The 1758-nt window shown below is 52.8% G+C and carries 1 rRNA gene; it reads left to right on the top strand.

From position 1 onward, the window contains the following. Window positions 1-164: 164 nt before the first annotated feature. A 16S ribosomal RNA gene (locus ACCW76_RS20875) occupies window positions 165-1704 on the top strand. The last annotated feature ends 54 nt before the right edge of the window (window positions 1705-1758 follow it).

The raw sequence follows: 1758 nt of genomic DNA, 5'->3' as shown, positions 1-1758 counted from the left end.
GCTCTTTAACAATTTATCAGACAATCTGTGTGGGCACTCGCAGGATTGATATCAGCGTCTCCGGACGTAAAAAATATCAAGTCTCACGAGTGAACACATAATGAAATTCATTATGACGTTTTACAGATGAGCATCGCTGAACTTGTTTCAGCAAATCAAACTTTAAATTGAAGAGTTTGATCATGGCTCAGATTGAACGCTGGCGGCAGGCCTAACACATGCAAGTCGAACGGTAGCACAGAGAGCTTGCTCTTGGGTGACGAGTGGCGGACGGGTGAGTAATGTCTGGGAAACTGCCCGATGGAGGGGGATAACTACTGGAAACGGTAGCTAATACCGCATAACGTCTTCGGACCAAAGTGGGGGACCTTCGGGCCTCACACCATCGGATGTGCCCAGATGGGATTAGCTAGTAGGTGGGGTAATGGCTCACCTAGGCGACGATCCCTAGCTGGTCTGAGAGGATGACCAGCCACACTGGAACTGAGACACGGTCCAGACTCCTACGGGAGGCAGCAGTGGGGAATATTGCACAATGGGCGCAAGCCTGATGCAGCCATGCCGCGTGTATGAAGAAGGCCTTCGGGTTGTAAAGTACTTTCAGCGGGGAGGAAGGCGATGTGGTTAATAACCGCATCGATTGACGTTACCCGCAGAAGAAGCACCGGCTAACTCCGTGCCAGCAGCCGCGGTAATACGGAGGGTGCAAGCGTTAATCGGAATTACTGGGCGTAAAGCGCACGCAGGCGGTCTGTCAAGTCGGATGTGAAATCCCCGGGCTTAACCTGGGAACTGCATTCGAAACTGGCAGGCTAGAGTCTTGTAGAGGGGGGTAGAATTCCAGGTGTAGCGGTGAAATGCGTAGAGATCTGGAGGAATACCGGTGGCGAAGGCGGCCCCCTGGACAAAGACTGACGCTCAGGTGCGAAAGCGTGGGGAGCAAACAGGATTAGATACCCTGGTAGTCCACGCCGTAAACGATGTCGACTTGGAGGTTGTGCCCTTGAGGCGTGGCTTCCGGAGCTAACGCGTTAAGTCGACCGCCTGGGGAGTACGGCCGCAAGGTTAAAACTCAAATGAATTGACGGGGGCCCGCACAAGCGGTGGAGCATGTGGTTTAATTCGATGCAACGCGAAGAACCTTACCTACTCTTGACATCCACGGAATTTAGCAGAGATGCTTTAGTGCCTTCGGGAACCGTGAGACAGGTGCTGCATGGCTGTCGTCAGCTCGTGTTGTGAAATGTTGGGTTAAGTCCCGCAACGAGCGCAACCCTTATCCTTTGTTGCCAGCGGTCCGGCCGGGAACTCAAAGGAGACTGCCAGTGATAAACTGGAGGAAGGTGGGGATGACGTCAAGTCATCATGGCCCTTACGAGTAGGGCTACACACGTGCTACAATGGCGCATACAAAGAGAAGCGACCTCGCGAGAGCAAGCGGACCTCATAAAGTGCGTCGTAGTCCGGATTGGAGTCTGCAACTCGACTCCATGAAGTCGGAATCGCTAGTAATCGTAGATCAGAATGCTACGGTGAATACGTTCCCGGGCCTTGTACACACCGCCCGTCACACCATGGGAGTGGGTTGCAAAAGAAGTAGGTAGCTTAACCTTCGGGAGGGCGCTTACCACTTTGTGATTCATGACTGGGGTGAAGTCGTAACAAGGTAACCGTAGGGGAACCTGCGGTTGGATCACCTCCTTACCTGAAGATACCTTCCCGCGCAGTGCTCACACAGATTGTCTGATAGAAAAGTAA

It is taken from the genome of Pantoea sp. C8B4, from assembly GCF_051336905.1.
In the GTDB taxonomy this organism is placed as follows: domain Bacteria; phylum Pseudomonadota; class Gammaproteobacteria; order Enterobacterales; family Enterobacteriaceae; genus Pantoea; species Pantoea rwandensis_B.
This window is presented reverse-complemented; position numbering and strand designations above follow the sequence as displayed.